At 68.7% G+C, this 24,952-nt stretch carries 30 protein-coding genes; 12 read left to right on the forward strand and 18 right to left on the reverse strand.

Going from position 1 to position 24,952, the window contains the following annotated elements; translation table 11 throughout:
- Positions 1–3: 3 nt before the first annotated feature.
- Positions 4–579, reverse strand: coding sequence for an NAD(P)-binding domain-containing protein (locus NVV57_04670; protein ID MCR6712015.1), 576 nt, complete (start codon positions 577–579; stop codon positions 4–6).
- A gap of 296 nt (positions 580–875) precedes the next feature.
- Here NVV57_04670 and NVV57_04675 point away from each other — a divergent pair, with 296 nt between their 5' ends.
- Positions 876–2,156, forward strand: a complete 1,281-nt coding sequence (locus tag NVV57_04675; protein MCR6712016.1) for an HNH endonuclease — start codon at positions 876–878, stop codon at positions 2,154–2,156.
- A gap of 87 nt (positions 2,157–2,243) precedes the next feature.
- Here the strand turns inward: NVV57_04675 and NVV57_04680 are convergent, their stop codons facing one another.
- Entirely contained in the window at positions 2,244–4,562 is a 2,319-nt protein-coding gene (locus NVV57_04680; GenBank protein ID MCR6712017.1) for a heavy metal translocating P-type ATPase, read from the reverse strand.
- A gap of 9 nt (positions 4,563–4,571) precedes the next feature.
- The gene (locus tag NVV57_04685) at positions 4,572–4,991 is read right to left on the reverse strand and encodes a heavy metal-responsive transcriptional regulator (protein ID MCR6712018.1); all 420 of its coding nucleotides are present in this window, start codon (positions 4,989–4,991) and stop codon (positions 4,572–4,574) included.
- Between the two features lie 36 nt (positions 4,992–5,027).
- On the opposite strand from NVV57_04685, the gene NVV57_04690 reads away from it, so the two are divergent.
- From NVV57_04690 to NVV57_04700, 3 genes are read left to right on the forward strand one after another with little or no spacing between them, the layout of a single operon-like run.
- Positions 5,028–5,732, forward strand: coding sequence for an aspartate/glutamate racemase family protein (locus NVV57_04690; protein MCR6712019.1), 705 nt, complete (start codon positions 5,028–5,030; stop codon positions 5,730–5,732).
- Entirely contained in the window at positions 5,732–6,565 is an 834-nt protein-coding gene (locus NVV57_04695) for a hypothetical protein (GenBank protein ID MCR6712020.1), read from the forward strand. Before NVV57_04690 ends, NVV57_04695 begins: the two co-directional genes overlap by 1 nt.
- Positions 6,566–6,577: 12 nt before the next feature.
- A complete protein-coding gene (locus NVV57_04700; protein ID MCR6712021.1) occupies positions 6,578–8,296 on the forward strand; it encodes an aminoglycoside phosphotransferase family protein in 1,719 nt (572 codons plus the stop codon).
- On the opposite strand, the gene NVV57_04705 is transcribed toward NVV57_04700, so the two are convergent.
- Positions 8,297–9,277 carry a GNAT family N-acetyltransferase gene (locus tag NVV57_04705; GenBank protein ID MCR6712022.1) on the reverse strand — a complete coding sequence of 327 codons (981 nt, stop codon included), beginning with the start codon at positions 9,275–9,277 and terminating at the stop codon, positions 8,297–8,299.
- A gap of 53 nt (positions 9,278–9,330) precedes the next feature.
- On the opposite strand from NVV57_04705, the gene NVV57_04710 reads away from it, so the two are divergent.
- A complete protein-coding gene (locus NVV57_04710) occupies positions 9,331–10,368 on the forward strand; it encodes an LLM class flavin-dependent oxidoreductase (GenBank protein ID MCR6712023.1) in 1,038 nt (345 codons plus the stop codon).
- Between the two features lie 9 nt (positions 10,369–10,377).
- Here the strand turns inward: NVV57_04710 and NVV57_04715 are convergent, their stop codons facing one another.
- From NVV57_04715 to NVV57_04725, 3 genes are all read right to left on the reverse strand, one after another.
- On the reverse strand, positions 10,378–10,683 hold the full coding sequence (locus NVV57_04715) for a type II toxin-antitoxin system RelE/ParE family toxin (protein MCR6712024.1): 306 nt from the start codon (positions 10,681–10,683) through the stop codon (positions 10,378–10,380).
- Positions 10,680–10,910, reverse strand: a complete 231-nt coding sequence (locus NVV57_04720) for a hypothetical protein (protein ID MCR6712025.1) — start codon at positions 10,908–10,910, stop codon at positions 10,680–10,682. The genes NVV57_04715 and NVV57_04720 overlap by 4 nt, the downstream gene beginning before the upstream one ends.
- Positions 10,911–11,085: 175 nt before the next feature.
- Positions 11,086–12,054 (reverse strand): hypothetical protein, encoded by a 969-nt coding sequence (locus NVV57_04725; GenBank protein ID MCR6712026.1) that lies wholly within the window; start codon positions 12,052–12,054, stop codon positions 11,086–11,088.
- Positions 12,055–12,179: 125 nt separating this feature from the next.
- On the opposite strand from NVV57_04725, the gene NVV57_04730 reads away from it, so the two are divergent.
- Positions 12,180–12,512, forward strand: a complete 333-nt coding sequence (locus NVV57_04730; GenBank protein MCR6712027.1) for a hypothetical protein — start codon at positions 12,180–12,182, stop codon at positions 12,510–12,512.
- A 100-nt stretch (positions 12,513–12,612) separates the two neighbouring features.
- On the forward strand, positions 12,613–13,575 hold the full coding sequence (locus NVV57_04735) for a reductase (protein ID MCR6712028.1): 963 nt from the start codon (positions 12,613–12,615) through the stop codon (positions 13,573–13,575).
- A 17-nt stretch (positions 13,576–13,592) separates the two neighbouring features.
- On the opposite strand, the gene NVV57_04740 is transcribed toward NVV57_04735, so the two are convergent.
- The 5 genes from NVV57_04740 to NVV57_04760 form a co-directional block, all read right to left on the reverse strand.
- Positions 13,593–14,219 (reverse strand): uridine kinase, encoded by a 627-nt coding sequence (locus NVV57_04740; protein ID MCR6712029.1) that lies wholly within the window; start codon positions 14,217–14,219, stop codon positions 13,593–13,595.
- Positions 14,216–14,920 (reverse strand): phosphoribosylformylglycinamidine synthase subunit PurQ, encoded by a 705-nt coding sequence (purQ, locus tag NVV57_04745; protein ID MCR6712030.1) that lies wholly within the window; start codon positions 14,918–14,920, stop codon positions 14,216–14,218. The genes NVV57_04740 and purQ overlap by 4 nt, the downstream gene beginning before the upstream one ends.
- Entirely contained in the window at positions 14,917–15,162 is a 246-nt protein-coding gene (purS, locus tag NVV57_04750; protein ID MCR6712031.1) for a phosphoribosylformylglycinamidine synthase subunit PurS, read from the reverse strand. Before purS ends, purQ begins: the two co-directional genes overlap by 4 nt.
- Before the next feature lie 9 nt (positions 15,163–15,171).
- A complete protein-coding gene (locus NVV57_04755; protein MCR6712032.1) occupies positions 15,172–15,432 on the reverse strand; it encodes a hypothetical protein in 261 nt (86 codons plus the stop codon).
- A gap of 71 nt (positions 15,433–15,503) precedes the next feature.
- Positions 15,504–15,935, reverse strand: coding sequence for a hypothetical protein (locus NVV57_04760; GenBank protein MCR6712033.1), 432 nt, complete (start codon positions 15,933–15,935; stop codon positions 15,504–15,506).
- A gap of 53 nt (positions 15,936–15,988) precedes the next feature.
- On the opposite strand from NVV57_04760, the gene NVV57_04765 reads away from it, so the two are divergent.
- A complete protein-coding gene (locus NVV57_04765; GenBank protein MCR6712034.1) occupies positions 15,989–16,666 on the forward strand; it encodes a trimeric intracellular cation channel family protein in 678 nt (225 codons plus the stop codon).
- A 12-nt stretch (positions 16,667–16,678) separates the two neighbouring features.
- Here the strand turns inward: NVV57_04765 and NVV57_04770 are convergent, their stop codons facing one another.
- Positions 16,679–17,551, reverse strand: coding sequence for a phosphoribosylaminoimidazolesuccinocarboxamide synthase (locus tag NVV57_04770; protein MCR6712035.1), 873 nt, complete (start codon positions 17,549–17,551; stop codon positions 16,679–16,681).
- Positions 17,551–18,813: a phosphoribosylamine--glycine ligase gene (gene purD, locus NVV57_04775; GenBank protein ID MCR6712036.1), complete on the reverse strand. Its 1,263-nt coding sequence runs from the start codon at positions 18,811–18,813 to the stop codon at positions 17,551–17,553. The genes NVV57_04770 and purD overlap by 1 nt, the downstream gene beginning before the upstream one ends.
- Before the next feature lie 229 nt (positions 18,814–19,042).
- Here purD and NVV57_04780 point away from each other — a divergent pair, with 229 nt between their 5' ends.
- On the forward strand, positions 19,043–19,375 hold the full coding sequence (locus NVV57_04780; GenBank protein MCR6712037.1) for a hypothetical protein: 333 nt from the start codon (positions 19,043–19,045) through the stop codon (positions 19,373–19,375).
- Here NVV57_04780 and NVV57_04785 read toward each other — a convergent pair.
- The 3 genes from NVV57_04785 to NVV57_04795 all read right to left on the reverse strand — a co-directional run bounded on the left by NVV57_04785 (position 19,350) and on the right by NVV57_04795 (position 22,432).
- Positions 19,350–20,642: an adenylosuccinate synthase gene (locus NVV57_04785; GenBank protein MCR6712038.1), complete on the reverse strand. Its 1,293-nt coding sequence runs from the start codon at positions 20,640–20,642 to the stop codon at positions 19,350–19,352. The genes NVV57_04780 and NVV57_04785 overlap by 26 nt on opposite strands.
- A 7-nt stretch (positions 20,643–20,649) precedes the next feature.
- A complete protein-coding gene (gene fbaA / locus NVV57_04790; GenBank protein MCR6712039.1) occupies positions 20,650–21,669 on the reverse strand; it encodes a class II fructose-bisphosphate aldolase in 1,020 nt (339 codons plus the stop codon).
- Positions 21,670–21,865: 196 nt separating this feature from the next.
- Entirely contained in the window at positions 21,866–22,432 is a 567-nt protein-coding gene (locus NVV57_04795) for an rRNA methyltransferase (GenBank protein MCR6712040.1), read from the reverse strand.
- A 17-nt stretch (positions 22,433–22,449) separates the two neighbouring features.
- Here NVV57_04795 and NVV57_04800 point away from each other — a divergent pair, with 17 nt between their 5' ends.
- The 3 genes from NVV57_04800 (at position 22,450) to NVV57_04810 (ending at position 24,221) form a co-directional block, all read left to right on the forward strand.
- Positions 22,450–23,127 carry a VTT domain-containing protein gene (locus NVV57_04800; GenBank protein ID MCR6712041.1) on the forward strand — a complete coding sequence of 226 codons (678 nt, stop codon included), beginning with the start codon at positions 22,450–22,452 and terminating at the stop codon, positions 23,125–23,127.
- Between the two features lie 71 nt (positions 23,128–23,198).
- Positions 23,199–23,603, forward strand: coding sequence for a glyoxalase (locus NVV57_04805; GenBank protein ID MCR6712042.1), 405 nt, complete (start codon positions 23,199–23,201; stop codon positions 23,601–23,603).
- Complete coding sequence (locus NVV57_04810) at positions 23,604–24,221, forward strand: helix-turn-helix transcriptional regulator (protein MCR6712043.1); 618 nt, start codon at positions 23,604–23,606, stop codon at positions 24,219–24,221. It abuts the gene before it with no gap.
- On the opposite strand, the gene NVV57_04815 is transcribed toward NVV57_04810, so the two are convergent.
- The gene (locus tag NVV57_04815) at positions 24,180–24,947 is read right to left on the reverse strand and encodes a DUF3137 domain-containing protein (GenBank protein ID MCR6712044.1); all 768 of its coding nucleotides are present in this window, start codon (positions 24,945–24,947) and stop codon (positions 24,180–24,182) included. The genes NVV57_04810 and NVV57_04815 overlap by 42 nt on opposite strands.
- Positions 24,948–24,952 lie beyond the last annotated feature (5 nt).

Here is a 24,952-nt window from a genome sequence, read left to right on the forward strand (position 1 = left end):
TGGCTAGAGAAGCGCGAAGCCGGTGGTCCAGGAGGTCTTCTCGCCGGCGGCGAGGGTGAGCTGAAGGAAACCGAGGGCCTCGAGATCGACGGCCCGCTTGAGCGAACCGGCGTCGACTGCCTTGACCCCTGCCTTCGTCAGCGCGGCCGCGAGGCCCGTCTTGGCGTCGGCGCCGTTGCCGGCGATGAGGACGGTGGTCTGCTCGTCGCCGACGTGCTTGCTCGCGAGGGTCGCGGCGAAGTTGGTGTTGAAGGCCTTGAGGACCGTGCTGTCTGGGAGCGCGGCCTGGATCTCCGCGGCCTTGGAGCTGCCAGGGGCGACGACGAGAGAGTCGAAGGTCTCGAAGTTGACCGGGTTGGTGATGTCAACGACGGTCTTGCCGGCGAGCTGGGTCTTGAGGGTGTCGAGGATGCCGGCGACGGCCGGGTGGGGAACGGCCAGGACGACCGTGTCGCCCTGGATCTGCGCCGTGGCGAGGTCCTCGTGGGTGACGTAGTCGACGGTGGCGCCGCCTGCGGCGAAGAGGCCGCCGATGGCTGTGCCCATGTTGCCGGTGCCGATGATGGTGACGTGAGTCATGGTGGTGCTGCCTTTCTAGATTAGTTGATAGTTCAACCAATTTGCATAGTGGGGTATTCCCGGCGGCCGACGCTGCGGTCGCCTTGGTCGATTGCGGTGGCCGACGCTGTGGTCGCCTGGGGCGGCCCGCATCCCACGGCGCCCCTGAAATCGGACCTCTACCAGGCCGCTTAACTCGCGTCCCCAGGTGGGGGGTTAAGGGGCATTTATCCACATTTGGTAACTGTTTGGTAACTGTTAACCATCCTTGCCGAATCCGGGTCCTTTTTGTCACACCCCTTGGGTTGGCTGGGATCATGACCTTCTCGCTGACAGATGTCGATGCCCGGACCGCGCCGTTGCGCGAGTTCGAGGGCGTCGACCTCCCGTCGCTGCCGCGGGCGGAGTTGGTGGGATTGTTGCGGGTCGCGGGCGACGCGAAGGGTGCGATGGACCGCCTGATGGCGTCCGTCGCGGGCGAGGTGGCCCGGCGCTCAACTGCTGAGGATGGCGCGGGAGGACTCGCACGGCAGCACGGCTTCGCGAGCCCGCAGCGAATGGTCGCAGCGGCGGTGGGCGCGGCTCCAAGCGAAGGATTCAAGCTCGTCACTGCGGGCACACTCATGAGCCAGGACCGTCCCCTTGCTACGGCGCTTGGGGACGGACTGCCGGTGGGCAAGGCCGACCTGATCGCGTCCACGCTTGCCACGCTCGACGGTGACACTGACGCGTTGGAGGCCAAGCTGACGCGCGTCGCTCGCCACCAGGACTACCAAACACTGAAGCTCATCTGTTCACGGGAGGCAGCGAAGTTCGACGCCGCGCACCAAGAATCGGTGGAACGGCGCCACTATGAGCAGCGCTCCGTGGAGGTCACTCAGGAGACCTCGGGACGCGTCACCATTCGAGGGACTCTGCCCGCCACCCAAGGCGCGATCCTGATCACGTACCTCGAGGCGCAGGTCAAGGCCGCCTACCAAGCCAAGCGCGACAGCGATGAGACGGGCACCGTCGACGCGCGCACCGCCCCACAGATCCGCGCCGATGCCCTGACCGCCCTTGTCGCTCACGGCCTCGACTGCGACTCGCCAGCCACCGGGGTCAAGGCCACCATCATCCTGCGCGTCGATGCGGATCAACTGCGCGCCGACGCTGCCGGCGAGGACGCCGGCCTGGCCACCTGTGACGCCCTCACCACCCCCATCTCCCTGACTGCCCTCAAAGAGCTCGCCATCGACGCGACCATCGCCCGCATGGTCGTCGATGCCAAGTCCCATGTGCTCGACTTCGGCCACGACCAACGCCTGTTCACCTGGGCCCAACGCATGGCGTTGGCTGAACGAGACGGCGGTTGCGCCAAGTGCCACGCCCCCATCTCCCACTGCATCGCGCACCACATCCGCTGGTGGCACCGAGACGCCGGTCCCACCGACATCTCCAACGGCGTCCTGCTGTGCGTGCGATGCCACACCCAAATCCACCGGGATGGCTGGAGCATCGACGTCGATGAGAACAACCACGTGTGGTTCACTCCCCCACGCGAGCTGGATCCCGAGCAGCGCCGAATACTTGGCGGCCTCGCAGCCCTCACGGTGTGAGGGCCGCGAAGCATGCCTGCCGGGGCGTGCCCATGCCTGCCGGGGCCTGCGGAAGCCTTCCGGGGTCCGCGGGGACCCGTCGGAGTCTCAAGCGTTGCGCAGGCGCAACGAGTTGGCCACCACGAACAGCGAGCTCGCGCCCATGGCCGCCGAGGCGATCATCGGGTTGAGTACCCCGAACGCCGCGAGCGGGATCGCCGCCACGTTGTACGCAAACGCCCAGAACAGGTTGCCGCGGAGCACATTGAACGTGCGGCGGGAGAGGCGGATGGCCGCCGGCACTGTCCGAGGGTCGCCCGCGACGATCGTCACGTCCGAGGCCTCCCGTGCCACGTCGGCGCCAGTCCCGAGCGCGATGCCGAGGTCCGCGGCCGCGAGCGCCGGGGCGTCGTTCACGCCGTCGCCCACCATGGCCACGCGCGCCCCCGGCTCGGCCTGGAGCTGCGCGATGACGTCCTGCTTGCCGCCCGGGAGCACCCCCGCGATCACCCGGTCGATGCCCACCGCCGAGGCGACCGCCGCAGCCGCGCGCTCGTTGTCTCCCGTGAGCAGCACCACCTCGGTGCCGGCAGAGCGAAGCTGGGCCACAGCGTCGGACGCTCCGGGCTTGAGCGAGTCCGCGAGCGCGATCGCCGCCTGCGCCGAGAGCGGCTGGCGGACCGCGAGCAGCGCTCCCGCGTCGACAGCAGGGATGGCGCCGACGAAGACCACGGTCTCGCCGAGCTCCTCGCGGCTCGAGGCCCAGCCGGCGAGGTCGTCGGGCACCGAGTCGAAGAGGGAGCGAGCGCCCACCGTGACGTCGCTGATGGTGTCGCCGCCGGTCGCGTTATCGTCCTTGACCGTTGCCGTGACCCCTCGGCCCGGGGTAGAGCGGAAGCCCTTGAGTGGGACCCGCTCCGGGAAGTGCGCCGCGATCGCCACCCCCACCGGGTGCTCCGAGCGGGACTCAACCGAGGCGGCCGCCGCGAGAAGTGCGGCAGGAGCGTCGGGCGAGGTGGCCGTGACCGCGAGCCGCCCCTCCGTGAGGGTGCCCGTCTTGTCGAACACCACGGTGGTCACGAGTCGGGCGTCCTCGAGAACCTGCGGGCCGCGCACGAGGATTCCCGAGCGCGCGCCGCGACCCGTGCCCACGAGAATCGCGAGTGGCGTGGCGAGCCCCAGGGCGCAAGGGCAGCTGATGATGAGCACCGCCACCGCCGCGGTGAAGGCCGCGTTGACATCGCCCGTGGCGAGCAGCCAGCCGATGAGGGTGAGCGCCGAGAGCGCGATGACGGCGGGGACAAAGATGCCGGAGATGCGGTCCGCGAGCCGCTGCGTGCGGGCGCGGCCGCTCAGGGCGTCGTCCACCATGCGCGCCACCTGCGAGAGCATCGTCTCCGAGCCAACGCGCGTGGCCTCCACGGTGAGCGCCCCGTCCACGGCGATGGTGCCGCCGATGACCTCGGCGCCCTCGGCAACGGGCACCGGCACGGATTCTCCGGTGACGAGGCTCGTGTCCACGGCGGCCTCGCCCTCGACGACCACGCCGTCCGTGGCGATCGCCTCGCCCGGCCGGACCAGGAAGCGCGTGCCCAGCTGCAGCTGCTCGCGAGGGACGACGCTGCCGTCCTCGAGCGTCGCCGTGGCACTTTGGCGCCGCGACAGCGCGCGAACGGCATCACCCGCGCGGGCCGTGGAGCGGACCTCGATCCACTTACCGAGCAGGATCAGCGTGACGATGACCGCACCGGTCTCGAAGTACACGTGGGCGTCAAGGCCGGCAACGAGCACGACGGTGGACCAGGTCCACGCCGCGGCCGTGCCGAGCGAGACCAGGGTGTCCATGTTCACCGCGCGGTGGCGCAGACCCTTGACCGCGCTGCGGTGGAAGGGCCAGCCCCCGTAGAAGACCACGGGCGTCGCGAGCGCGAGCGCGAGCCATTCCCAGCCGGCAAACTGCAGCGCCGGGATCATCGAGATGGCGAGCAACGGGGCGGACAGGACGAGCGAGACCCAGAAGCGGCGGCGGTAGTCGGCGATGCGGGAGGCGTCGGCGTGGATGTGGGCGGCGTGCTCGTCGAAGGGCGCGCTGCTGTCGCCGTGGGCGGAGTGGTCACCGTGGGCGGAGTGGTCACCGTGCGCAGCGTGATTAGCGGCCCCGCGATTCCCGTGAACCGCCGGCGTCAGCACCTCGTAACCCAGCCCTGTGATGGCGGCGCGCATTGCGGCGTCCAGCTCCTCCGGGTCAATGGTTCCGTCAGGCCTCACGGTGGCCCGGCGGGTCGCGAGGTTCACCACCGCGTCGTCGACGCCGGGGAGCTGGGACAGTCCGCGCTGAATGTTGGACGCGCAGCCCGCGCACGTCATTCCGCCAACCGCAAGGTTGATGGGCGCGGGCGCTGCGGGGTGCTCGTGAAGAGTGCTCATGAGACCACGTTAAACGTTACTGCCCACGGGAATGTCAAGACCAAGGACCTGGCAGCGGTTGGCGTCCGTGCAGTCGGCCGGATCCAGAGACTCCGCCCGCCGCGACAGCGCCGTCAGCTCCGCCTTGGCCGCCAGCAGTGACGCGATCTGCTGATCGATCTCCGCCATGTGCCGATCAAGCATCGCGCGAGTGTGCATGCACGTGCCGCGCCCCGCATCCTTCAAGGACAAGATCTCCCCTGCTTCGGCAAGGGTCAGGCCCGCCGCCTTGGCGTCGCGCACAAAGCGAAGGCGATCCACAGCGTCGGGCGCGTACTCGCGGTACCCGTTGGAAAGGCGACGCGGAGGAGCGATCAGCCCGATGCTTTCGTAATAGCGAACCGTCTTGGCGGTGACGCCCCCGGCGGTCGCGAGTTCTCCTACTCTCATCCTTACATCTTACTGGAAGGTTGTTAGGCTGGCCATATGCGCACGAAACCCCGCCGGCTGGGCCTGCTCGGCGGCATCACCTGGCACTCCTCGATCGACTACGAGCGCGCACTCAACGAGGGCGTCAACGACGCGCTCGGAGGAAGCAGCAGCGCCGACCTCATCATCCGCTCCTACGACTTCCAGCAGATCGCCGACGCTCAAAGCGCCGGGGACTGGGATGGCCTCGCCGCCACCTTCGCCAAAGACGCCAGGGCCCTCGAGGCCGCCGGCGCGGAAGCCATCGTCATCTGCGCGAACACCATGCACCTGGTAGCCCCCCAGGTACAGCAAGCGATATCCATCCCCGTCATCCACATGCTCGATGTCACAGCCACGGCCATCAAGGACGCCGGCCTCGACACCGTCGCCCTCCTCGCCACCGGCTACACCATGCGCATGCCGTTCTACCGCGACCACATGGCCGCCCGCGGCATCGAGGTCATCCCGCCAGACGAACCCGACCTCACCGCCGTCCACGACCTCATCTACGAGGAACTCGCGCGCGGGATCATCCGCGACGAGGGCCGCGACCTCGTGCTCGGCGTCACGGGCCGCCTCCTGGACAGGGGCGCCCAAGGCGTCATCGCCGGCTGCACCGAGATCCCCCTGGTACTGACCCAGAACGACCTCGACGTGCCGTACTTCGACACGGTCCAGCTGCACGTCGCCGCCGCCCTGAACTTCGCTCTCGAGGACTGATGGAAAGACCCCCTTTCGTCGAAACCCTCGCCGCGTGGTGCGTGGTCCCGTACGACGATCGGCCCCGCGCCCCCGCACAGAGGGCCGACGTTCTTGCCACCCTTGGCATCGACGCCCTCGCCTGGGACTGGCGAGACGAGCACGTGGCCCAGTTCGGCGAGCAGCTCGACGCCCTTGCCGAGCGCAGCCTGCAGCTCGCCGCGATCTGGGCGCCGGTACCCGACGGCGTAGTGAGCGAGGCGCTCCAGGAGCAGGTGCGCATGGCGTCGGCCCGCGGCCTGACCCCGCAACTGTGGGCGTGCGCCCAATTCGGCGTCCCTGGGCCCGTGACAGAGGAGGGCGATCCCGCGGAGTACGCGAACAGGATCGAGCCCCTCGCGCGGCTCGCGCGCGAGACCGGCATGACGCTCGCGCTCTACAACCACTTGGGCTGGGCGGGCGAGCCGCTCAACCAGCTGCGGGTGCTGGATGAGCTGGAACACCGCGGCTACACGGACACCGGCCTCGCGTACATGCAGCACCACGGCCATGCGCACATCGACGGCTTCGGCGAGCTGTGGCCGCAGGTCCAGCACCGGGTCGTTGCGCTGGGCCTCAACGGCATGCGCGACGGCGCGCACTGGGGCGACGGCAAGGTGCTCCCCTACGGCCACGGGCCGCGCGACATCGAGCTCGCGCGCGTCATCCAGGCGAGCGGCTGGCGCGGACTCACCGCCATCATCGGCCACACCATGGACGACATCGCAGCCCGCCTCACCGACGACCTCAAGGGGCTCGAATGGATCGCGGAGGCGCTTACGGCGAGCGTCCCCGAACCACGCTGGCCCCACTGATACGTTGCGAGCGTGACTGAGGCACGGCCACCTCGGATTCTGCAGTTCGGGTGGGAAAGCAGCGCTGTGCGTTGGTGCGATCGCCCCAACGTCGCGGCCGCACGCATCGTCGCGTATGACGCCCAGGACCGCACCCCCCGCGAGCGCGCCAAGATGCTGCGCCGCATCGGGATCCGGCACCTCGTGTGGGACTGGCGAGACGAGCACGCCCTCCAATTCGACTCGGAGCTCGACGCCCTGCGCACCGAGGGCGTGAACGTCACCGGCCTCTGGGCCCCCCACCCCCTGCCCGACGCCGGCGAGCCAGATCACGACGCTCGCCTTGGATACATCAACCCGCACGTCCGCCAGTTTGTGATCGAGGCCGCCCGCCGCGGGCTCGCACCAGACCTGTGGACCGTGGTGGAGTTCGGCACCGCCGCGCCCAATGCGAAGCTTCACCCCGCCGCCGAGCTGGCTCGCGTGTGGCGTGCGGCCGACCACGTGGAGCCCCTCGCGCGGCTCGCGCAGCAGCACGGCATGTGTGTGCTGCTCACCAATCACCTTGGATTCTTCGGGGAGCCGCGCAACCTCGCCGCCCTAGTCGAGGCGCTAGCCGAGCGAGGCCTCGCCAACGTGGGCATCGCCTACCAGCAGCAGCACGGCCACGCGCACATCCCGGATTTCGAGTACCACCTCGCGCTCATGCGCCCCTATCTGGTGGCGATCGCGCTCAACGGCATGGATCCCGACGCCGTGGAGACCGGGCGCACGATCCTCCCCTACGGCTCCGGCCGTGCAGACCGGAAGCTCGCGCACATCATCGCCGCTTCCGGCTGGCGCGGGCAGCTCGTCGTTCAGGGACATAGCAGGGACGATGCCGAGCTGCGGCTCCTCGACTCCCTCGACGGCCTCGCCTGGGTGGTCGCTCGCCAGGACGGCCGCAGGCACTCCCGCCCAAACCCACGCATCGCCGCACCCGCCTTCCCCACGTCGGTGACCATGGCGTCGGGCACCCCCAATCCAGAGCCAATCCATCGAGAGGCCATTTCCATGCAAGCACCGGACCCGTACAGCGCCGCCATTCACGCCCTGCTGAGGCACCTCGAGACCGTGGGGTTCCGGGGCGCGCCGCGCAGCTTTGGCTGGGACGCGCAGGGGCGGCACCTTGTTGAGTGGGTGGACGGCATCCGCGCGGATGATCCAGCGGCGCCAGACGCCGCGCTCGACCCCGCGCGAATCGGCGCCTTCATGCGCGAGATGCACGACGCTCTGGCGAGCTTTGAGCCGCCCGCCGGCGTCGAGTGGTTCCAGGGGTTGCCCGGGCCGGGCGCCGAGATGATCATCCACCAGGACATCTCGCCCTCGAACATCGTGGTGACTCCGGAGGGGCGGCTGGTCGCGATCGACTGGGACGCCGCCGCTCCCGGAACTCGGCTGTGGGATCTCGCGCACGCGGCGCACGCCTTCGCGCCGCTCGCGCGCGGCGGGCTAGATCCCGAGTCCGCCGCCGAACGCCTCGCGCGCTTCGCCGACGGCTACGGGCTCACGGACGCCCAGCGCGCCGAGCTGCTGCCGCTGCTCGCCGCAAGGTCCGAGTCCATGTACGAGTACCTCGACGCCATGCGCATCACCGGCGAGTCTCCGTGGATCGATCTGTGGGAGCGCGGCGTGGGGACCGTCTGGAAGTCCGACGCGCAGTGGATCCGCGAGAACGAGCCGCACTGGCGCGGCGCGCTGCTCGTCGCGTAGTCACCAGCCGAGCAGGCTCAACAGCTCCTCGGCCGTCTCCTTGGGCGAGCGTCCCGCATTGGTGACCACGACGTCGTCCAGCTGCAACTCCTCGAGCACGGCGTGCAGCTCGACCGTGCGCGCGTGCCCCCACTCGTGCCACCACGGGTCCAGGTCGCGGTGGACGATGCGCGCCTTGCGCTCCTCCTCCGGGGCGGTGACGCGGGCGATCGTGACGGAGTCGGTGCCGAACGCGCGCGCGTAGCGGCCCCGGTCCTCCGGATCCTCGACCACACGGGCGATGACCATGATCCCGTAGCCGGCCGCCCTGTACACGGGCGCAACGGCCGCGAGATTGTCGAAGAGCAGCTCCTGGTTGAAGCCGGCGCCCGGCGCCGCGGGCGAGGCCTGGCAGAGGAAGTCGCCATCGATCTCGGCAACGCGAGCGCCGCGTTCGGCGAGCACGTCGAAGGCGCCCTCGGCTACCGAGGTCTTCCCGGCGCCGATGGACCCGTTCACCACAAGCACCCTGGTAGGAAGCGACTTCCCGAAGCACACCGAGCGCGGGTCGTCCATGTACTCGCCGTACGGCTCGATCCGGTCGTAGCCGAGCGACGTGTACAGCCCCAGCGCCTCCGGCTGCTCGACGCCCGTCTCGAGCACGACGCTCACGGCGCCCGCGCGCAGGGCCGCGGCCTCGATCGACGCCATCAGCTCGCGCGCGATCCCCTCGCCGCGGAATTGCGGCCTCACATAGAGCCGCTTGACCTCTGCCGAACCCGCCCCGCTGTCGAAAGGCGACCAGCGCAGCAGCGCCGTGCCCACCGGTTCGCCCTCCTCGGTGAGGGCCACGAGAGAGGTGACCAGAGCGTCGGGCGGCATGTCCAGGGCAAAATCCGCGTCCGCATCCGGCTCGCCATAGCGCGCGAACAGCTCCGCCTGCTGCTCCGCCCAGAGAGTGGCGGCGGTGGGGTCGTCGATGGGAACGGCGCGAATGGTCACGTGGCAAGCCTAGGGCGGGAAGCGCACGGCGCGGCCCGACGTTGTGGCTGAGCATGAGCCACCCTCGCCGCATCGGCTTCCTGAGTTTCGGTTGGTACAGCAACGCGCCGGGGTCCCAGGTGAGGAGTGCCGCCGAGACTCTCAATGACACGGTGCGGCTCGCCGAGGCCGCGGAGGACGCCGGTATGGACGGCGCGTGGATCCGCGTGCACCACTGGGAGCAGAACCTCAACTCGCCGTTCCCGATCCTGACCGCGATGGGGCGCGCGACCTCGCGAGTTGAGCTGGGCACGGGCGTCATCAACATGCGCTACGAGAATGCCCTGTACATGGCCGAGTTGGCCGCGACCACGGACCTCTTGGTTGGCCGTCGGTTGCAGCTGGGCGTGTCCCGCGGGTCGCCAGAGATGGCGCTGGACGGGCCCGGCGACTTTGGGTATCCGCTGCCGGAGGGGCTCTTGCCGGTGGAGGACGCGGCCGCGCGCATCGCGCTGTTCAGGCGCGCCATCAGCGGCGAGGGGATCGCGGAGCCGGGCGCGCACGCCCACGTGCTCCCCGGTCATTTGCTGCCGATTCAGCCGCAGTCCCCCGGGCTGTCTGAACGCATCTGGTACGGCGCGGGCAACACCGAGTCCGCGGTGCGCGTGGGTCAGCTGGGCATGCACCTCATGTCGTCGACCCTGGTATTGGAGGCAACCGGGGAGCCGCTCGACGTGCTGCAGTCGCGGCAGATCGAGGCGTTCCGCGACTCATGGCGCGAGGCCGGGCACGAGGGAGAGCCGCGCGTCTCCGTCTCGCGGTCCGTCATGCCGATCGTCGACGACCTCTCGCGCCTCTACTTTGGGCCGTACCTCGAGAAGGAGCGCATGGGCGCCAATCGCGACCAGATCGGCGAGATCGACAACGCGGTCGGCACCTTCGGCAAGACCTATGTTGGCGAGCCGGACAAGCTCATCGAGGAGTTGCGCGCGGACTCGGCCGTCATGTCGTCCGACACCCTGCTCGTGACTGTGCCCTCACAGTTGGGCGCGGACTTCAACCACTCGAGCTTCGTGGCCCTGGCGGCGATCAGGGACGCGTTGGGCGGGTAGGGGCCCGCGTCACGCGAAGCGATCAGACAGACGCTCAGCGTCTTGTGTGTCACCGACCAGTGCGATCACCCGGATGGCGCGGGCCTCCGCGTCAACGCGGTACCAAAGTTCGTACGGGAATGCACCGACGTGCCAGCGGCGCGCGTCCTCGCGAAGTGGACGTCCAATCTCTGGATGGTCAGCAAGGACGCGCGATGCCGCAAACACGCTCGCGATGAATCGGTCGGTCTGGTGTGGCGCCACCTGGTCGTAGTACGCCTGAGCGCGAAGGAAGTCACGTTCGGCGTTGGGGCCGAACTGGACTGCGAAGCTCACGCCCCGCGCCGGGCCCTGCGCGCCAGAGTCTGTCGTTCGAGATCGTCGAGCGTCACATACTGATCATGGTCAGACTCGTCGTCTTCAGCGACCCGTGCGGCTAACAACGCCGCGAGGTCCGAGGGCAGGAGTTCGTGGGCCACGGAGGCTTCGATCGCGTCGCGCAACTCCAGGCGCGACTCAGCGTCAAGCCGCATCACCTGCGCGAGGAGCGCGTTGTCCACCATGACCCCATGCTAGCCGCGCATTCAGACACCCAAGCGGTTATCCACAGGGGCCAGCGGGGTGCCGCGTTGCGCGCGGGCGACCTCGCGGCTCCGGCGGCAACGTCGAGTTGGCCTGCGACGATGCCTGGGCTCCGCTAGCGCCTAACCCAGCCACAGCGTCGGGCCGATTCCGACGTTACTTGGTGACGATCTTCGCGCCCGTGTCCACCGCCTCGAAGGCCGAGCCGGGGATCTTCTTGAGGTCGTTCAGATGCGCGTCGTTCCAGCGCGTGTCGTGCGTGCCGCTCACGTACCAGTTGGAGCCGTTATCGGCGACGATCATGCCGTACTTCTTGAGGGCGGCGCAGATGACCTGCACCTCCTTGGAGTACTTGGCGCAGCTGTACGAGGCCTTGAGGCGGAAGCGGGCTCCCATGGGCGGCAGGTTCGCGTTGGTCGAGGAGCTCGCGAAGTGCCGCGCCGGCGCGATGTAGCCCTTCTGCGTCTTGGAGACCGTGAAGCGAAGGGCGTGCTTGATGACCCCGGCCTTGACCTCGTCATAGCGAACGAGGCCCGGGAAGATCGGCAGTCCGGCGGCATCCGCGGAGGTCCAGCCCGCCGGCCGCAGCTTGTTGGACTTCAGGTTGAAGACCGCCCCAGAGCCCGCCTTCCATGACGTGCCGCCATTGACCGGCTTGGCGTTCCACAGCTCGTACAGGGTGCACGTGGACGTGTTGATGACGATCACGTGCCGATCGCCCGTGCTCTTGGAGCCGCCCTCGATCGGGGCGTTCTTCGGGATGGGATACGGGCCCTTGTCGGACTCCGACTTGTACTGGAACGTGACCGGCACCTTGGCCGTGGCGTTCGTGACGGTGATGTACGGGATGCCGATGGGTGCGCCGTCCCACGAGGTCCCGAAGTCGGGATGCAGGTGGCCGCTCGTGCCGATGCTCTTCACCCATGCGGCGGACTTCTTGTGCACCTTGGCCTTGGAGATGTCCTTGTTCCACGCGTTGTCCTTGGGGAACACAGGGCAGCTGCCGAGCGTGGTCCGGACCGCGGCGACCCCGGGACTCGCGGCCGCGGACGAGGCCGCGCCGGCGGCCACCGCAAGCCCCGCCGCGAGCGCCAGCGCCATCGCAGCCGCCACCGTACGTCGCATGCGGGGAGCCTAGCCGCGCCGCCACCGGCAGGGGACGCAAAGGTGACAAACGCCTCACGGCGGCAGCGCGGGCGCCGGGCGCGCTGCCGTGGTGGCGGCCGCTGATTGCCCATACCCTCTGAACTGTGGATGCCCGACGCCGTGCCTGGGGGCCCCTCGCCCTCGCCGTGGTCTCCGGTTGCCTCTTGGCGTGGGGCGCCTTCGCGCTCCTCCAGTACACCGACGACGAGGACCTGGGTATGTTCTGGGTCCGGCTCGCGGTGGGAGCAGTCGTGGCGAGCGCCACCGTGTGGGCCGCGTGGCGAGAGCACTGGTTGGCCGCAACCTTCCTCGCCCTAGCGTGCTGCATCACCCCCGTTGGGCAGGGCTGGACCTGGGTGCAGCTGCTGTACATCGGTCTCGCCGTCTGGGCGCTCGTGAAGTTCCTCGCGGGCATCATGAGCGGACGCACCGCTTAGGTGTTGTTGGTGAGTCCCATGGACTCCTGAGTCCGCACGCATCTTTGCGCCACGAGCGAAGTTGGATCCCTGCGCGAGTCGCCATGGATTGACTTGACCCATGAGACGCGTACTGGTTCTGGGTGGGACGGGCTGGCTGGGTCAGAGGATCGCCGCGGCGGCCGTCGCCGAGGGCGCCGAGGTGGTGTGCCTCGCGCGCGGCGAGTCGGGAGCCGTGCCAGCCGGCGCGCGCCTGATTGCGGCGGATCGCCGCGAACCCGGCGCCTACGCGGAGGTCACGGGCGAATGGGACGAGGTCATTGAGATCGCCTACTCGCCCGAACTCGTGGAGCCTGCGCTTGCGGCGCTCGCGCCAAGCGCGGCCCACTGGACATTGATCTCCACCATCTCGGTCTACGCGACGGATGATGAACCGAACGCCGACGAGTCGGCCGCCCTGGTGGAGCCCGCGGATCCCTCTGCTTACGCAGATGCCAAGGTTATGGCGGAGCACGCTAGCACCCGCCATGTGGGAGATCGGCTGCTGCTCGCACGGGCCGGACTCATCGTCGGGCCTGGGGATGGGAGCGATAGGTTCGGCTACTGGCCCGCCCGGCTAGCCCGCGGCGGAGAAGTCATCGTGCCCACCACGGGCGGCCGTCACGTGCAGGTCATCGATGTCGACGACCTCGCCGCGTGGATCGAACGGGCGGGCCGCGGGCATGCCGTCGGCGCAGTCAATGCCGTTGGCGACAGCCGCACCATGAGCGAGTTCTTTGCGGCGGCCGTCGACATCACCGGGTTCGACGGCGAACTGGTCGAGGTTGACGACGACACCCTGGTGGCACACGACGTCCACTACTGGGCGGGGCCGCGGTCCCTTCCGCTGTGGCTGCCTGCCGACGCCACTGGATTCGCTCGACGCTCCAACGCGGCCTTCTACGCAGCGGGCGGCATCTTGCGGCCGCTCTCCGAGACCCTCGCCCGCACCCTCACGGACGAACGCGCGAGGGGACTGGGACGCCCACGTCGGGCTGGCCTCGCCGCGGACGAGGAGGCAGAGATCCTGGCCGCGCGGGCATGATGAGCGGGCGCGCCGCCCTAACCGTCGTTCGTGACCACCACGTTCGCCCTGCTGGCAGGGGAGCGCTCGGCGACGTAGATGTCGTAGGCGTCGAAATACCTGGAGTGATAGGGGTCGTCTGGATCCGCGGGGGCGCCGTCTCGCGCCACCTGGCGCAACGCGGACACCGCGCGCGAGGCCTCAACGAGGATCACCCAGTCCCACAGCCCGTCCAGTTCCGGCCGCTGCAGGAACGAGCCGTCCACTACCAGGGTGGTCTCGTCGCCAAGGCGAGCGACCGGCTCATCGGTGAGCACAGCGTCGGACTCAAGGTCATGGTGCCGCAATTGCACGAGCCGCGAGCCGCCTGGGCCGAGCGGCCGCAGCAGCTTGGCCGCGAGCGCCTCGTAGTCGTACGCGTCCTCAAAGTACCCGCGCGCGGAGCCGCGGCCCTGACGGTAACGGTGGTCGCGCTGGTGGTGGAAGTCGTCTCCCGAAGCCTCAACGACCTCTCGACCGGCCGCGCGCAACTCCTGCGAAACCAGACCCCGCAGCGTCGTCTTGCCGGCGCCCGTCATGCCATCGATAGCCACCCGCATGGGATGGCCGTCGGCCACGGGGATGCCGGCGGCGAGTTCCGCGGCCAGATCGCGCAAGCCGCTCATGCGTTCGCGAGCAGTCCCTTGATCGCGGACGTGAAGAACCCGAGCCCGTCCGTGCCCGTGCGGCCCGCGTCCACAGAGTCCGGCCCGAAGCCCGGCTCCGTCGCGTGCTCAGGGTGCGGCATGAGGCCAACCACATTGCCGCGCTCGTTCGTGATGCCCGCGATATCGCGGCGCGAGCCGTTGGGGTTGAAGCCCACGTAGCGGAACGCAACGCGGCCCTCGGCCTCGAGCTCGTCCAGGGTCCGCGAATCCGCGACGTACTGGCCATCCTGGTTCTTGAGCGGGATCGTGATCTCCTCGCCCTGGCGGTACTCGCTGGTCCAGGCCGTGTCCGCGTTCTCGATCCGCAGGGTCTGATCGCGGCAGATGAAGTGCAGGTGCTCGTTCTTGATCATCGAGCCCGGAAGCAGGTGCACCTCGGTGAGCACCTGGAAGCCATTGCAGATGCCGAGCACCGGAAGTCCGCCATTCGCGGCGTCGACGATCGTGTCCATGATGGGCGCGAACCGCGCGATGGCCCCCGCGCGCAGGTAGTCGCCGTAAGAGAAGCCCCCGGGGAGAACCACCGCGTCCACATCGTGCAGCGACGGGTCCGCGTGGAACAGCGACACGGCCTCGCCGCCCGCGAGCCGCACGGCCCGCAGCGCGTCCCGGTCATCGAGAGACCCGGGGAACGTCACCACCCCGATGCGGGCCGTCACAGGACGGTCACCTCAACGACGTCCTCGATCACCGGATTGGAGAGGACCTGCGAAGCCGCCTCGCGCACCTTCTCAAGCACAGCGTCGGTCACCTCGCCGTCAACGGTGAGCTCAAAGCGCTTGCCCTGGCGGGCGGACTCGATGCCGCCGAAGCCGAGGCGAGCCAGCGCCGACCCAACGGCCTTGCCTTGGGGGTCCAGAATCTCGGGCTTGGGCATGACGTGAACGAGGATCGTGGCCATGCGGGAAGTCTACCGGGAGCCCCCGCACGCCTTTTCGAAGTTCGCCGGGTCCGTCGTAAGCTGCCCACGGAATGCCCCGCCCATCGAGTCCCAGCGGGCAGTGCCGTTCGAGTACTCCGTGAACGTGCCCTGCCCATCGCCAGGGGTGATGCGGTCCTCCGAGCCCTTCGTCACCGCATCCACGTCCGCGGGATACCAAGACGCCCCGTCAATCACGAGAGGCCCGTCGCCACAGCCCGGCACCCAGAAGATTCCGGTCTCTGTCTTCACTGGCGTCGGCGACGAACATCCTGCAAGCAGCAAAGCCGCGAGCAAGAGTGCCACCGAACCTGCCGCGCGCATCAGCAGACCCAGTTGTAGGTGATGCGCTTGGTGGTGAGCCACGTGCCGAGGGTCAGCGAGTCGGACATCCAGTACGCGATCCCGTTGTCGTAGACGACGAGCGTCCCCACGTCGTCTCCGGGCCCGGGCGCCGCCACCGCCGCGACGCCGCGGCCGCCGTGCGGCAGGCCAAGGGCCGACGCTGTGGGGCCATCGAAGATCGGCTCGGGCCAGTCTGTGGTCGGCTTGAAGGGGTACCAGGTGGTGCCGTCGTGCTCGAGGAGTTCGTTGCCGCAGGCCGGGTAGTACTCGACCTGCGCGACGGTGTCAGTGGGCGTGCCCGGGCCGGATTGGCCCACCTCGACTCCGCCCGTCCCGTCCCACCCCCACAGCACCGAACAGCCCGAGAGCAGCACGGCACTTGCAGCAACACCCACCCATGCGAGCCTCATGCAAAGAGAACGTACCCGCGCGCGCGTCCGTTGGGGGCTAATACCCTTGACTGGTGACCTTGATCTCCTACGACCCCGACACGGTCGACGCCGCACTCGGCACGCTGCGCACCGTGCTCGAGTGGCTCGGGGTCATCGCGTTCGCGGTCTCCGGCGCCGTGGCGGCAGGCAAGAAGCGCATGGACCTCGTGGGCGCCATGGTGCTCGCGTCCGTGGTGGCCGTAGGCGGCGGGACGATGCGCGACCTGCTGCTCAACATTCCGGTGTTCTGGCTGGCAAAACCCTGGTTCATCGTCGTCTCCGCCTTCGTTGGTCTCGGCGTGGCGATCTACGCGCGCTGGCACCCGCTCGACAAGCTCACCCGCTACCGCACCGTGCAGATCTCGGACGCGGCCGGGCTCGCCGTGTTCGTGGTCGTGGGCGCGGGAATCGCGCTCGACGCCGGGGCGTCGCTGTTCGTCTCCGCGCTGCTCGGGGCGGTCACCGGCGTGGGCGGCGGCATCGTTCGCGACGTCCTGTCCGCGGAGGTGCCCGAGGTGTTCCGGAAGGGAACCCTCTACGCCACCGCGGCTCTCGCGGGGTCCGCGTCCTACGCCCTGCTGCTCTGGGCTGGGGCCACCAGGCCGGTCGTGTTCTGGGTGCCGATACTCGTGGTGCTCGTGGTGCGCCTGGGCGCGCTCAAGTTCGGCTGGGGCGTCCCGGTGATCGGCGAGAAGTCGCGGAACGCCTAGGGCCCTGTCGGTTCAGGACCGCGCAAGCCTGTCGTAGGCCTCAACGTAACGCTCGCGCGTGCGCTCAACCACAGCGTCGGGCAGCGGGGGCGGCGGCTCACCTGAGTTCCGGTCCCAGCCCGACGCTGGCGAGGTCAGCCAGTCCCTCACGAATTGCTTGTCATAGCTGGGCTGCGCGTGGCCGGGTTCCCACAGATCGGCGGGCCAGAAGCGGCTCGAGTCGGGCGTCAGCACCTCGTCGCCGAGGATGATCTCGCCGGTCCTGTCGCGGCCGAACTCGAACTTGGTGTCCGCGAGGATGATGCCCTTGCTGCGCGCGATCTCGTGCGCTCGCTCGTAGAGGCGCAGGGTGAGGTCGCGCAGGGTAGTCGCGTCCTCCTCGCCGATCTCGGCGACGACCTTCTCGAAGCTCACGTTCTCGTCGTGCAGGCCCAGTTCGGCCTTGGTCGCGGGCGTGAAGATGGGGCGCGGCAGTCGAGACCCGTCCACGAGTCCCGGCGGCAGCGGCACGCCGCACACGTCTCCGGTGGCGTTGTATTCCCTGAGGCCCGAGCCGGTGAGGTATCCGCGCGCCACGCACTCCACGGTGAACATGTCGAGGCGCTGGCACACCATCGCGCGCCCCTGCACCGCTTCCGGGATGGGTGCCTCGACCGTGTGGTTGGGGACGATGTCCGTGATCTGGTCGAACCACCACAGGCTGAGCGCCGTCAGAATGGCACCCTTACCAGGGATTTCGGTGGGCAGCACCCAGTCGTAGGCACTGATGCGGTCCGACGCCACCACCAGTACAACGTCGCCTCGCGGGTGGGGGGTGGTTGGCTCGTAGAGGTCGCGCACCTTGCCCGAGTAGAAGTGCTTCCAGCCCGGCAGCTCCTGTGCCATCAGCCCACCGCCTCCGCCGCCTTCTGCGCAATGTCCGTCCGATAGTGCGAGCCTTCAAGCGAGATCGCCTCGACTCCCGCGTACGCGCGACCACGCGCAGCCGCGAGCCCGTCGCCCACACCGACAACGGAGAGCACTCGGCCGCCGGCCGACACGAGGCCGGATTCAGACTCCGCGGTCCCCGCGTGAAGCACGTGCACCCCGTCCAGGGCGTCCGCGGCCTTGATCCCCGCGATGGAGTCGCCCGTGATCGGCGCCTCCGGATAACCGTTGGAGGCGATGACAACCGTGACGGCGGCATCATCGCGCCACCTCAGAGCGGTGAGCTCGGCGAGGCGTCCCTCCGCGGCGGCGAGCAGCACCCCCGCGAGCGGCGTCTCGAGCCGTGCGAGCACCACCTGCGTCTCGGGGTCCCCAAACCGGGCGTTGAACTCGACCACGCGAACGCCCTTGGACGTCAGCGCAAGCCCGCAATAGAGCACCCCGATGAACGGGGTGCCCCTGCTGGCCATCTCGTCCACGGTTGGCTGGGCGACGTGCTGGATGACGTCGGCGACCAGGCCAGGCGGCGCCCACGGGAGTGGGCTGTAGGCGCCCATGCCGCCGGTATTGGGGCCGTGATCCCCGTCGAAGACCCGCTTGAAGTCTTGGGCCGGCTGCAACGGCACAACGGTGGCGCCATCGCACAGGCAGAACAGGCTCACCTCTGGACCGTCGAGGTAGTCCTCGACCACGACCGTCCCGCCCGCGGCGAGGATGGCTTCCCCGTGACGCACCGCGTCGTTCATGTCGTCGGTGACGACCACGCCCTTGCCCGCGGCGAGGCCATCGTCCTTCACCACGTGGGGCGCGCCGTACTCCTTGAGCGCGGCCGCGAGTTCGTTGATCGAGGTGCAGGTGCGGCTCGCGGCGGTGGGCACCTTCGCGGCGGCCATGACCTCCTTGGCGAAGGCCTTGGAACCCTCGAGCATCGCAGCCTTGCCCGACGGCCCAAAGACCGGGATTCCCGCGGCGCGGACAGCGTCGGCCACGCCTGCGACGAGGGGCGCCTCCGGCCCGACGATCACCAGGTCCGCGCCTAGCTGGGCAGCAAGCGCGGCCACGGCCGCGCCGTCGTTCGGGTCACCCTGGTGGAGGGTCGCCAGCTGTCCGATTCCGGGGTTGCCCGGCACCGCATGGAGCGCCGTCACCGCCGGATCCTGACTGAGGGAGAGTGCAAGAGCATGCTCGCGCGCGCCGGATCCGACGAGGAGGATGATCACGGGTGCGAGTCTAGTGGGGCGGCCCATCCCGCCCTCCGCGCGCCACCCGCACCGCGTGCCACACGCCAACCGCACCGCGTGCCACGCGCCAACCAACTCGCGCTCCGGCGCATTTTTGCTTTTCGCGGAAATGGGCGAAGTTCTCCACAGTTTCGCCAACGCCACCACGCACGCACGCACAATCTCGGTACTTTCGGAAGTCCGGAAATGTGTAGACAGAGGTGACCTCATGGACTGGGGCGACTACGAATATCGCGTGCGCTCCGAGATCGCCCTTCAGCACGCGGTCGACGCGCTGCGCCATCCCGTCCGCCGGTTCGTGGTGGGCATGTTGCAGGTAGGAGGCACCAATGCGGGCGACCTGCATGGCTCGATCCAGGCGAGCTTTGGGATCTCAATCCCCCGCGCCTCGCACCACCTCAACGTGCTCGCCAAAGCGAACATCGTGTCCGTGAGCCCCGACGGACCGTGGCGCTTCTATGACGTGCGGCCGGGTTCCGCCGCCGCGCTCGCCGAGTGGCTCGACGACACCGGCCTCAGCGCGAATGCAACAGGTCGTTGATCTGGATGATCTCGTCGCGGCCGGGACCCACTCCAATGGTGGAGATGCGGCAGTCGCTGAGCTCCTCGACGGCGGAGACATAGTCGCGCGCGTTCGCGGGCAGGTCTGAGAGCGAGCGGGCGCGAGAGATGTCCTCGTCCCAGCCGGGGAACGTCTCGAACACCGGCATAGCAGCCGCGAATGCGCCTTGGTCCAGGGGAAGGTCCTGGTAGCGCACCCCATCAACGTCGTACGCGACGCACACCGGGATCTCCTGGATCCCCGTCAGCACGTCCAGCTTGGTGAGGACGATGTCGGTGAGGCCGTTGACGCGCGACGCGTAACGGGTGATGACCGAGTCATACCAGCCACAGCGTCGGGGCCGCCCAGTGGTGGTGCCGAACTCGAAACCGACGTCGCGAAGCCGGTCGCCCCACTTGTCCAGCAGCTCCGTGGGGAACGGGCCCTCGCCAACGCGAGTGGTGTACGCCTTGGCGATGCCGATGACGGAGTCGATCTTGGTGGGCCCGACGCCGGAGCCGGTGCACGCCCCGCCTGCCGTGGCGTTCGACGAGGTCACGAACGGGTAGGTGCCGTGGTCAACGTCGAGCATCGTGGCCTGACCGCCCTCGAAGAGCACCGTCCCGCCAGCGTCGAGCGCTTCGTTGAGCACGAGCGAGGTGTCCGTCACCATCGGCTCGAGCCGGTCGCGATAGGCGAGCAGCTCGTCGGTCACCTCGTCGACGGTGATCGCGCGCCGGTTGTAGACCTTGACGAGCAGGTGGTTCTTGGCGACCAGGGCGCCCTCGATCTTGTCGCGAAGCACCTGCTCGTCGAACAGGTCGCCCACCCGGATGCCGAGCCGACTGATCTTGTCCGCGTACGCCGGGCCGATCCCGCGGCCGGTGGTGCCGATCTTGCGCTTGCCGAGGAAGCGCTCGGTGACGTTGTCGAGCGTGCGCGCGTACGGGGTGATGACGTGCGCGGCATTCGAGATGAGCAGCGCGGACGGGTCCACGCCCCGCTCGAACAGCCCGTCGATCTCCTGGAACAGCACCCGCAGGTCAACGACCACGCCGTTGCCGATGACCGGCGTCACGCCGGGCGTGAGAATCCCCGAAGGGAGCAGGTGCAAGGCGAACTTCTGGTCGCCGATGACGACCGTGTGGCCGGCGTTGTTGCCGCCGTTGAACTTCACCACGTAGTCGACGCGCGACCCAAGCAGGTCCGTCGCCTTGCCCTTGCCTTCGTCACCCCACTGGGCGCCGACGATCACCGCGCCCGGCATGGCGCTGTCAGATCTTCTTGCCGGCCGAGCCGAGCTGCTGGCAGGCCTCGATGACGCGGGCGGCCATGCCGGCCTCCGCGACCTTGCTCCACGCGCGCGGGTCGTACGTCTTCTTGTCACCGATCTCGCCGTCGACCTTGAGGACGCCGTCGTAGTTCTTGAGCATGTAGTCGGCGACGGGACGCGTGTAGGCGTACTGGGTGTCGGTGTCGACGTTCATCTTGATGACGCCGTGGGAGACGGCCGTGGCGATCTCCTCGGCCGTGGAGCCGGAGCCGCCGTGGAAGACCAGGTCGAACGGCTTGTCCTTGCCCACCTTGGCGCCGACCGCTGCCTGAATCTCGCCGAGCAGCTCGGGACGGAGCTTGACCGCGCCCGGCTTGTAGACGCCGTGCACGTTGCCGAACGTCAGCGCGGTGAGGTAGCGGCCCTTCTCGCCGGTGCCCAGGCGCTCGACGGTCGCGATGCCGTCCTCGGGGGTGGTGTACAGCTTCTCGTTGATCTCGGCCGCGTGGCCGTCCTCCTCGCCGCCGACGACGCCGATCTCGATCTCGAGCACCGTGCGCGCGGCCTGGGAGAGCTCCAGCAGCTCCTCCGCGAGGTCGAGGTTCTCCGCAAGCGGCACCGATGAGCCGTCCCACATGTGGGACACGAACAGCGGCTGCTCGCCGCGGGCGACACGCTCGGTGGAGATGGCGAGCAGCGGGCGCAACCACGAGTCCACGTACTGGGCGTGGCAGTGGTCGGTGTGCAGGGCGATCGTCACGCCGTAGGCCGCGGCGACCTCGCGGGCGTACGCCGCGAGCGCGACGGAACCGAGGACCTGGTCCTTGATCGTGGAGCCGGACGCGTACTGCGCGCCGCCGATCGAGACCTGGATGATGCCGTCGGACTCAGCCTCCGCGAAGCCCTGGATGGCGGCCGTGACCGTCGAGGACGACGTCACGTTGATGGCTGGGAACGCGTACGAGCCGGCCTTGGCGGCGTCGAGCATCGCGTTGTAGGACTCGGGGGTGGCGATGGCCATGCGGAACTCCTGCAATTGAGTGAATGGAACCGTCGTCCATTCTGTCAGAAATCGCGGGCACCCTCTATGGGCCCCTCGTCCCGGGGGCTACGGATCCAGCACGAGCCGTTCCGAGCCACGCGCTCGCGGCGACGTGCGAGGCGGAGGTGAACGCGGCCGTCGGGCCGCTTGTTGCCAAGTTGCGGAGCGAACTCAGTTAGCCCGCGTGCCCGGCCGCTATGTCCGCGTGCTGCCGCACCCACGCGTGCATCGCGATCGCGGCCGCCGCTCCCGCGTTGATCGAGCGCGTGGAGCCGTACTGCGCGATGGCGAGGGTGGCGTCGGCCGCCTCACGCACGGCCTCTGACAGCCCGACGCTCTCCTGGCCGAATACCAGCACCGTCGCCTTGGGCAGGGCGTAGGTCTCGAGCGGCACCGAGCCCGGAAGGTTGTCGATGCCGATCACGGGCAGGCCCTCGCCGTGCGCCCAGGCCACGAACTCCTCAACCGTTGGATGGTGGCGAATGTGCTGGTAGCGGTCCGTGACCATGGCCCCGCGGCGGTTCCAGCGACGGTTGCCGATGATGTGCACCTCCTTGGCGAGGAAGGCATTCGCGGTGCGGACAACGGAGCCGATGTTTAGATCGTGCTGCCAGTTCTCGATGGCCACGTGGAAGGGGTGGCGGCGCGAGTCGAGGTCGGCGACGATCGCCTCCATCGGCCAGCCCTTAAAGCGGTCAACGACGTTGCGCGTGTCTTCACTCTCAGGGAGTTCTGAGTTCACACCCGTAGGCTAGCCGGGTGATTGCCGCGAACCTCCATCTCCTAGGCCCCGACTGGCTGGACCCAGAGACGCTCATCAACGGCTTCATCGACCGCTTCGGAACCTGGGCGCTCGCGGCGATCTGCGCGATCATCATCATCGAGACGGGCCTCCTGTTCCCCATCCTTCCCGGGGATTCGCTGCTGTTCACCGCTGGGCTCTTCACCGGCACGGGGCAGATCGGCCTGCCCATCTGGGTGGTCGCCGGGATCATGGGCCTCGCGGCGTTCATCGGTCCGCAGATCGGGTACTGGATCGGGCGCGGGGTTGGTCCGCGAATCTTCGCTCGCGAAGATTCGCGCTTCTTCAAGAAGTCCTACATCGACCGGACTCACGCGTTCTTTGAGCGCTACGGCGGGCGCGCGATCATCCTCGCCCAGTTCGTGCCGATAGTGCGCACCTACATCCCCGTCGCCGCAGGCGTGGGCAAGATGCCGTACGGGCACTTCATCAAGTTCAACGTGATCGGTGCGCTCGCGTGGGGTGTTGGGGTCACCATGCTGGGCTTCTGGCTCGGCAGCTTCGACTTTGTGCGCCGCAACATCGAGGTGGCGCTGGTTCTGGTGGTGGCGGTGTCGCTGATCCCCATGGCGGTGGAGTGGGTGCGCCATCGCCGCGAGCGCCGCCGCGAGGACGTTGGGCTCAACACAATCTGAGTTCCCCTTGACACCACACTTGTTTTTTGCAAGTGTAGTTGCGACAGCATCGCCCATCAAGGGAGTCCACCATGCCCGGAGTATTCATCGGCCTTCCCGTCGCCGACGTTGACCGCGCCACCACCTTCTACACGGCCGTCGGATTCGCCCTCAATCCCATGTTCACGGACCACAATGCCGCGTGCTTCACCATCGATGAGGACCACACGTACCTCATGGCGATCAGCCGCGAGTTCTTCCAGAGCATGAGCAACCTGCCCATCGGCGACAACGCGACCTCGCCGTCGGTCTCCGTGACCGTGTACCGGGACAGCCGCGAGGACGTTGACACCACAGCAGCTGCGGGAATCGCCGCCGGCGGCGCCGAGCCCCAACCCGCCGACGACTACGGCTTCATGTACACGCGCCAGGTCAACGATCCAGACGGCAACGTCATCCAGTTCGGCTGGATGGACCCAGCTGGCCCGCAGTCCTAGATGGCCGCGAGAGACTACGGCCAATACGACGGCGTCACGCGCGCCCTCGAACTGGTGGGCGAGCGCTGGGGGCTGCTCATCGTGCGTGACCTGCTCGTTGGCCCGCGCCGGTACGGCGAGCTTGCCGAGGGACTGCCCCGCATCCCGACCAACATCCTGGCCGCTCGCCTCAAGGAGCTGCAGGCCGCCGGAATCATCCGCCGCCTGCCGCGCTCGCGCGTGATCCTCTACGAACTCACGCCATACGGCCGCGAGCTCGAGCCCGTTGTGCTCTCCCTCAGCGCGTGGGGCTTCAAAGCCCTCGACGACCCCCGCGACGGGCAGGTCCTCACCCCGGACGGCATGGCCATCGCCCTACGCTCCGCCTTCCGGCACGACGCTGCGGCCGCTCTCCCGCCAACCTCCTACGCTGCGGGTTTCGCGGGCACGGATGTGCTCATTCGCGTGGACGGCCCCGAGCTCGGCGTGCAGCGCGGAACGGCGCCCGCGGACCTCGAGTTCGCCACGGATTCGCGGATCCGGGCCGTGCTCAGCGGGGACCTCGACTCGGTGCGCGTGCTGAGCGGCGACCCACGCCTACTGGATCGCTTCGCCGCTACCTTCCGGCTGGCCGCCTGAGGCGTCCTCAAACAGGAACGCCGGCACCAGGTCCACGATCGAGTGCAGCGCGCTCACGACCAGCTGCAGGTCTCCTAGATCGCTCACCTGAGGCGAGGCCGACATGAGTGCCGAGCCCTCGAACGCGAAGGTGCGGCCCGCGACGTCCGGCTGCAGGAACCGCTCGATCATCCGCGGGGTCAACACCGCGTGTCCGATGCGCTCGTCGTCCGCGACCACCTTCCACCGCTGGTTGAACTCGTGCGACTCCACGTTGAGGTCGCGAGCGCCCAGGTGCGTGAGGCCCCGCAGCAGCGCGTTGTCGCCCATGAGCCGCAGCGCGGGCAGCGGGCCCGGCAGCGGCACCCAGGTGATCTGGAAGTGATGCGTGGTCGTGGAGCGGTGACCCTCGGAGTCCGTCGTGTGCGTCTCGTAGCTGTACGCGAACGTCTCAAACGGCCTTCCGGCGAGAGTGCCCCACACGATGTCCCGCGCGCGCTTGCTGTCGCCGATTCCGAACGGCGCGCTCGAGAAGTAGCCCACCCGCGACGGGTCCTCCGGGATGTGGCCGAGGTGGTGCATCGCCACCGTTGCCGCGATCGCTGCCTTGCGCTTCTGACTCTCCTGATACCCCTTGACGGCGGCAAAGATCATGAAGCCGAGCACGCCAAGGAAGATCAGCGGGAACAGAGAGAAGATGGCACCGAAGATGCCATCACCCGTCCCGAACCCCACGTCAGGCAACACGCCCA

The organism is Demequina sp. (genome assembly GCA_024707205.1).
GTDB lineage: Bacteria > Actinomycetota > Actinomycetes > Actinomycetales > Demequinaceae > Demequina.